The organism is Winogradskyella ursingii, assembly GCF_013403975.1.
GTDB lineage: Bacteria > Bacteroidota > Bacteroidia > Flavobacteriales > Flavobacteriaceae > Winogradskyella > Winogradskyella ursingii.
In genome coordinates this window covers 637,407-644,646 of sequence record NZ_JABFDH010000003.1, presented here as the reverse complement: position 1 = coordinate 644,646, position 7,240 = coordinate 637,407, and the positions used below count along the sequence as shown (strand labels likewise).

5 protein-coding genes and 1 rRNA gene are annotated in these 7,240 nt (G+C 33.8%); 1 reads left to right on the top strand and 5 read right to left on the bottom strand.

The annotated features are described in order from the left end of the window. Positions 1–103 precede the first annotated feature (103 nt). Positions 104–212, top strand: a 5S ribosomal RNA gene (gene rrf, locus HM983_RS10345). 177 nt (positions 213–389) lie between these two features. Here rrf and HM983_RS15905 read toward each other — a convergent pair. The 5 genes from HM983_RS15905 to HM983_RS10325 all read right to left on the bottom strand — a co-directional run bounded on the left by HM983_RS15905 (position 390) and on the right by HM983_RS10325 (position 7,035). Continuing rightward, a complete protein-coding gene (locus HM983_RS15905) occupies positions 390–632 on the bottom strand; it encodes a DUF6095 family protein (protein ID WP_262886485.1) in 243 nt (80 codons plus the stop codon). Then, positions 619–1,431 (bottom strand): N-acetylmuramic acid 6-phosphate etherase, encoded by an 813-nt coding sequence (gene murQ / locus HM983_RS10340; RefSeq protein WP_179345332.1) that lies wholly within the window; start codon positions 1,429–1,431, stop codon positions 619–621. Before murQ ends, HM983_RS15905 begins: the two co-directional genes overlap by 14 nt. Before the next feature lie 120 nt (positions 1,432–1,551). Continuing rightward, positions 1,552–2,373, bottom strand: coding sequence for a DUF4249 family protein (locus HM983_RS10335; RefSeq protein ID WP_317166963.1), 822 nt, complete (start codon positions 2,371–2,373; stop codon positions 1,552–1,554). 1 nt (position 2,374) lies between these two features. Then, positions 2,375–4,750, bottom strand: coding sequence for a TonB-dependent receptor (locus HM983_RS10330; RefSeq protein ID WP_179345331.1), 2,376 nt, complete (start codon positions 4,748–4,750; stop codon positions 2,375–2,377). A 65-nt stretch (positions 4,751–4,815) separates the two neighbouring features. Beyond that, a complete protein-coding gene (locus HM983_RS10325) occupies positions 4,816–7,035 on the bottom strand; it encodes an NADP-dependent isocitrate dehydrogenase (RefSeq protein ID WP_179345330.1) in 2,220 nt (739 codons plus the stop codon). Positions 7,036–7,240: the final 205 nt, after the last annotated feature.

Genomic DNA, 7,240 nt, shown 5'->3' with positions numbered 1-7,240 from the left:
TTTTTAGAGTACGACTTGATTATTACAATGTATCTATCGACGATTTATCGTCTTTTCAATATGTCAACAATATTAGTGTTGATCATTTATGGCAACCAAGATTTAAGGTGGTTATAGCGACGGGGCTCACCTCTTACCATTCCGAACAGAGAAGTTAAGCCCGTTTGCGCCGATGGTACTGCAATCCGTGGGAGAGTAGGTCGCCGCCTTTTTTGAGAACCCTTACTATTTAATTAGTAAGGGTTTTTTTATTTATAGTTATTTGTCTAAACTTACTTTATCGATGACTATATTTTTAGGTTATAAATTCGATTAAATCATGAAGTCTGAACGTTTTTGACTAAACTATAATAAATTATAATAGGTCTAAAAAATTGTATATAGGATTGTTATTTTTTTTTATTTTTAAATATACTATCCATAATAGTATTTAGACCTTTGAAAAGAAAGTAAATAGCAGATGCACATAGTGTGGCGGCGACAATAAGTATAGGTATATATAGTGACTTTTCTTGATTGGAAAACGCAATATGCAACATAAAAGGTCCTAGGAACATTAATAGAAGACATACAGCCATTTGCCTAATTCCTTTGGATAATATCTCTCTATCTGTTCTGTTATTTTCGTCCATGGTTGATAGTATTTCTAACACTTTTATGTTTTTTAAGTAGTTTTGCAGCTTCTTCTTGAGAAACATTAAGTTCGTTCATAATCATTTTAATTCCCCTGTCTACTAACTTATCGTTACTTAATTGCATATCTACCATTTTATTCCCTTCAACTTTTCCTAATTGGATCATAGTAGCGGTAGTTATCATATTAAGTACGAGTTTTTGTGCTGTCCCAGCTTTCATTCTTGAACTTCCAGTTAAAAATTCTGGACCTACAATAACTTCTATTGGAAACTTGGATACTTTTGATAATGGGCTGTTTTTGTTACATGTTATGCAGCCGGTAATTATGTTTTTATTATTGCATTTTGCTATTGCACTAATAACATATGGTGTTGTACCTGATGCAGCAATTCCTACTACTACATCTTTTTCTGATATATTATATTTTTTTAAATCTTTCCATCCTTGTGACTTTGAGTCTTCTGCAAATTCAACAGCTTTTCTTATAGCTGTGTCACCCCCTGCTATTAATCCAATGACTAGATCTTGGGAAACTCCAAAAGTTGGAGGACATTCTGAAGCGTCAAGAATACCTAATCTGCCACTGGTGCCTGCTCCTAAATAAAATAGACGTCCACCATGTTTTAGTTTTTCTACGATTTTTTCAATTAACCCCTCTATCTGAGATAAAGATTTTTCTACAGCCAATGGAACTGTTTTATCTTCAGCATTAATGTTATTGATAATCTCATTAATGGACATTTTTTCAAGCTGATTATAATGAGAGTCCTGTTCTGTAGTTTTGGTAAAATTCATAGGTTAAATTTAAGAAATAAATTTGGCTGATTGATTTGCGGAAGAAACGGTATCTTCTACTATTCTATTTATTGTAGATTTATGGTGAATGACATGAACCATCGCTAACACCCTTATAGATTATTGAATAGTATAAGTAACTTCGTCTACTTCGGAAAGCCTAAAATAACCGAAAGGAAAATTTTCAGGATTTGTTATATTCATGCAATTGCCTCTAACGGTTGCTGGTTGTGTTTCGAATGGGCCTCCACTTTCTTCACTCCCCTGTTGCAACAAAAGAAACATAAATTCATAAAATCGTTCTGATACTCCATGATTTCTAATAGTTACAATATCTCCAGCTTCTAAATCTTCTTCCGTGTAAAATCCGAAAATTTGATTGCCATCTGTAAATTCATCTTCATATACTTCTAAAGTAGGAATTACAGGAATATTACTGAAAAATTCAAAAAAATAATAATTATCAATATTGGCTGGATCAGTATAAAATGCTTTCAGTTCTATTTCATCACCAGTAAAACCGGCATCATTGTTTTGCTCTATAAAGTCTATTGACACTACTGATTTAAGAGTTTCACTTCCTGTATAGATTTCTGCGTTATAATTAATGGTTAACTCATACGTTTCATTAATTTCTGGAATAAAATTTGTACTTCTGTAAATGCCTGTAGAGCCATCTTCAATAAACTGAAAAATATTATTACTGGAATCTTCGATTTGAACGCTAGCTCCGTTAGCTGGAGGAATTGTATCATCAAAAAATGGTGCTGACAACGATAATTTTATACTTTGTTCGTTACCTGTTGTATTTTTTAACCAATTGATAGAGGCTTCAATAACCAACCTAGGTTCAGCTTCATTGAGTTGAACATCTACTACATCTTCACAACTTAAAATAAAGAAGAGAAATATACTTGTAACACACATTATCTTTTTCATCATTTCAAAATTTAAAGTTATATGAAACTGAAGGTACAATACCAAAGATGGCAAGTCTTACTGCTTCATTGTTACCAGTCATCCTATTTTCTCTAAAGGTTATATTTGCCGCGTTGCGACGATTATAAATATTGTAAACGCTAAAAACCCATTCGCTTTTAAGTTTTTTTGAGCTTTTTGGATTTGGTTTGTAATTGACTGCGATATCTAAGCGATTATAAGATGGTAATCTGCTTGAATTCCTGGCTTCATAACTTGGCACAATGATTCCGTTATATTGGTATTGTCCATTTGGATAAGTGGCTGGCTGTCCAGTTTGAAATAAAAAGTTTGAACTAAGGGACCATTTGTCATTGAGTTCGTAACTATTTGTCAATGAAATATCATGAGTTTTGTCAAATGGAGTGTTATACCATTCTCCATTGTTTATACCTGTTTCAATTGGTGTTCTTCCTGGAGTGCGCTGTTCGGATTTGGATAGAGTATAGGCGAGCCAGCCTTTAAATTTTCCAATGTTTTTTTTAAATAAAATTTCTAACCCATAAGCCCTGGCTTCACCATTTAAAATCACCTGTTCTATTGCGTTGTTGGCTATTAAATTAGCTCCATCTATATAATCAATTCTATTTTGAATGATTTTATAAAAACTTTCAACTTCTAGTGAAAAAACATTATCTCCAAACGTTCTAAAATAGCCTAATGCCACTTGGTCGAGTAGTTGTGGTTTAACAAATTTGCCACTCGGAGTCCACACATCTAGTGGAGTGGGAGAGCTCGTGTTAGACAATAAATGCAAGTACTGACTAATTCTGTTATAACTAGCTTTTAAGGACGATTTATCATTTAATTGATAAGCTAAAGCCAATCTCGGTTCTAAATTTGAAAATGATTCTATCACATTACTTCTTTTAAAAGTTTCGGTACCGACCGGTTTGGCTTTTTCATAAACACCTAAATCTTCATTGAAATTTACTGGATTGTCATTTTCATAAACATTTAATTCTTCTTGTCCCAGACGATGAAAAGTACTCAATCGTAAACCATAACTCACCGAAACCTCATTAGTCAATTTGTGCTCTGTATCAATGTAAAGTGCATTTTCAAAAGCATATTTATCTATAAGTTTAAATGGGTTAATCCCAGAATCCTCCGTAGTAGGATTAATTTCACCAGGATTAAATTTATAATAGATGCTATTTAACCCATATTCCAGTTTAAAATTGTTGCTTATGTAATGCTTTAAATCATATTTAAGGTTGAAATTTCTGATTCCAGATTCCCAATCAAACTCAACAAAATTTAAGCGTAAACCATAATAGTAATCAGAGTATATTAGTGAAAGATTTGAAAACAATTTGTCTGTAAATAAATGATTCCATCTAAAGTTGACTACGGTATTGCCATAAGTATTTTCGAAACTATCTGCAATTTCAAATACATCTCTTCCAAAGTAACCAGAAAGGAATATGCTATTTCTATTATTGAGCCTATAGCTTAGTTTGGTATTTAAGTCATAGAAATACGCCTTACTATCTAAATCAAAAAGTGGTAGAAATAAGTGGGCATAACTACTTCGTCCACCCAATAAAAATGAGCCTTTTTCTTTTTTAATTGGACCTTCAGCCAATAATCTGCTAGATATTAGACCAATACCTCCATTAATATGAAAATCTCTATTATTACCCTCTTTTTGATAGATGTCTAGTACTGAGGAAACACGTCCACCGTATTTTGCAGGAATTCCACCTTTGTAAAGTTTAATGTCTTTAATAGCATCTGGATTAAAAACCGAAAAGAAACCGAACAAATGGGAAGAGTTAAATATTGTGGCTTCGTCTAATAAAATGAGATTTTGATCTGCCGCACCACCCCTTACATTAAAACCAGAAGAACCTTCTCCAGCATTTGTAACTCCTGGAAGTAGCGTTATTGATTTAATAACATCTACTTCACCCAAAACCACTGGCATTTGCTTAATAGTTCCAATTGATAGAGCATTAACACTCATTTGTGGTTTTTTGATGTTTAATTTTTCTACATCTTCTGTGATAATTACTTCATCAAGATTTTCAGCAGATTCTTTTAGTCTAAAATTTCGAGTGATGTTTGAATTAAAATCAATAGTTTCAGATATTGTTTCGTAACCCAAATAACTAATTTGAACCGCGTATTTTCCTTCGGGCAACGTGATAGAATAGAAACCGTATTCATTAGTAACAGTACCTGTTTGGAGGTCTGGAATGATGATGTTTACACCAATTAGTGTCTCATTGCTATCGCTATCATAAACATTGCCACTAAGTGTAAATTTGTTTTGGGCAGAAGTGAATGATGTACTTAAGATGATTATAATGAGGAATCCTAAAAGATTCTTTTTCATTTGCAATTGTTGTGTACTGTAAAAATAAAAAAGCTTCATTTTAATGAAGCTTTTTTAACTAAAGTTTAGTTTAAGATTTTGTTGAAGGTTTCACTTGGTCGCATGGCACTACCTGCCAATGCTTCATCAGGATAATAGTAACCTTTAATGTTCATGCTATTACCTTGAACTGAGTTTAACTCATCGATAATCTTTGGTTCGTGAGATTGCAATTGTTTAAAGACTTCCGCAAATTCACGTTTTAGGTCTAAATCATCTTCTTGATTTGACAATGCTTCAGCCCAATACATCGCTAAATAGAAATGGCTCCCTCTGTTGTCTAGCTCATTTACTTTACGGGAAGGTCCTTTTTTGTTTTCCAGTAATTTTTCAGTTGCATCATCCAAGGCCTCACTTAAGATTTTAGCTTTTTTATTACTATTAACTTCAGAATAATGTTCTAGTGATACTGCTAATGCCAAAAACTCGCCCAAAGAGTCCCAACGTAAGTGATTTTCTTCATTAAATTGTTGTACATGCTTTGGGGCTGAGCCACCTGCACCAGTTTCGAATAACCCACCTCCATTCATTAAAGGTACTATAGACAGCATTTTTGCACTCGTACCTAGTTCTAAAATCGGGAATAAATCAGTGAGGTAATCTCTTAGTACATTTCCTGTCACTGATATGGTGTCTTCACCATTTTTCACTCGCTTTAGAGTGAAATTAGTTGCTTCAATTGGAGATAACACTTTAATATCAAGTCCTGTGGTGTCGTGATTAGGTAGATACTTATTCACTTTTTTAATCAACTCAGCGTCATGCGCTCTCTTCTTATCCAACCAAAAAATAGCTGGAGTTTCAGATGCTTTTGCCCGTGTAACGGCTAATTTTATCCAGTCTTGAATTGGTGCATCTTTTGTTTGGCACATTCTCCAAATGTCACCTTCTTCAACTTTGTGGCTCGTCATTATATTACCAGAACTATCGATAACTTCTACTTTTCCTTTTGACGAAATTTCAAAAGTCTTATCATGAGAACCGTATTCTTCAGCTTTCTGAGCCATAAGGCCTACGTTTGGAACAGTTCCCATAGTTGTTGGATCAAACGCTCCGTGTTTTTTACAAAAATTTATTGTTGCAATATAGACACCAGCGTAACTACTATCTGGAATCACAGCTTTTGTGTCTTGTTGGTTGCCATCTGCATTCCACATTTTTCCGGATGTTCTAATCATTGCAGGCATTGACGCATCAATAATTACATCACTCGGAACGTGCAGATTAGTAATGCCTCTGTCGCTATTTACCATTGCCAAATCAGGGCCATGGTCTAAAGCAAATCTGATGTCTTCTCTTACTTGGTCACGCTTATTTTCTGGGAGTTCGTTTAATTTTTCAAGTAAATTTCCTAAACCGTTATTAACATCTACACCAATTTTTTCGAAAGCTTTACCATGTTTTTTGAATAAATCGTCAAAGAAAACCCTAACAGCATGACCGAAAATTATTGGATCACTCACTTTCATCATTGTTGCCTTCATATGAAGAGAAAAAAGCACACTTTTGTCCAATGCATCTTCTACTTGCTCCTCTAAAAATTCAATTAATGCTTTTTTGTTCATTACGGCTGCATCAATAATTTCACCTTTAAGCAAATTAAGATTGTCTTTTAAGACGGTTTTATTTCCTTTAGAATCGTTATGTACTATTTTTACTGTCGTAGCTTCCTCAACAGTTACCGATTTTTCAGTATGGGCGAAATCACCCTTAGACATTGTGGCAACATGTGTTTTAGAGTCTGGAGACCAAGCACCCATTTTATGAGGATTCTTTTTAGCATAATTTTTAACTGCCTTAGGGGCGCGTCTATCTGAATTACCCTCTCTAAGTACAGGATTAACAGCACTACCTTTAATTTTGTCGTAACGAGATTTAATTTCTTTCTCTTTATCGTTGTTTGGTTCGTCCGGATAATCAGGAATTTTATAACCTTTTGCTTGTAGCTCTTCGATAGCATCTGTCAATTGAGGAATAGATGCACTAATATTAGGGAGTTTTATGATGTTAGCTTCAGGTTGTTTTGCTAGCTCCCCTAATTCTGCGAGTGCATCCGAAACTTTCTGTTCTTCCGTAAGATAATCCGGAAAGACAGCCAATATTCTTGCTGCTAACGAAATATCCTTGGTTTCCATGGTAATACCAGAAGACTTGGTAAAAGCTTTTACAATAGGTAAAAAGGAACGTGTTGCCAAAGCAGGAGCTTCGTCAGTTTTTGTATAAATTATTTTTGGAGTTTCTGTCATGTGTAATTAAAATTTTTGCTTGTGATGTGCTTCAGTAAAAGCTTTGCAAATATACAAAAATGATAAGGTTTTTAAAGGCATGAAACCGTTTGATATCTATAAAATTTAGCTAAAAATATGTCGAAAAAAATGTTATAATATTAAAATGAGTTTAGTGGACGTAAATTGAGTATAAATGCAAAAAGCCATATCACTACAGAAAATC

Coding starts and splice junctions, on each gene's coding strand:
- HM983_RS15905 (WP_262886485.1), bottom strand. CDS start 632: ATGGACGAAAATAACAGAACAGATAGAGAGATATTATCCAAAGGAATT.
- murQ (WP_179345332.1), bottom strand. CDS start 1,431: ATGAATTTTACCAAAACTACAGAACAGGACTCTCATTATAATCAGCTT.
- HM983_RS10335 (WP_317166963.1), bottom strand. CDS start 2,373: ATGATGAAAAAGATAATGTGTGTTACAAGTATATTTCTCTTCTTTATT.
- HM983_RS10330 (WP_179345331.1), bottom strand. CDS start 4,750: ATGAAAAAGAATCTTTTAGGATTCCTCATTATAATCATCTTAAGTACA.
- HM983_RS10325 (WP_179345330.1), bottom strand. CDS start 7,035: ATGACAGAAACTCCAAAAATAATTTATACAAAAACTGACGAAGCTCCT.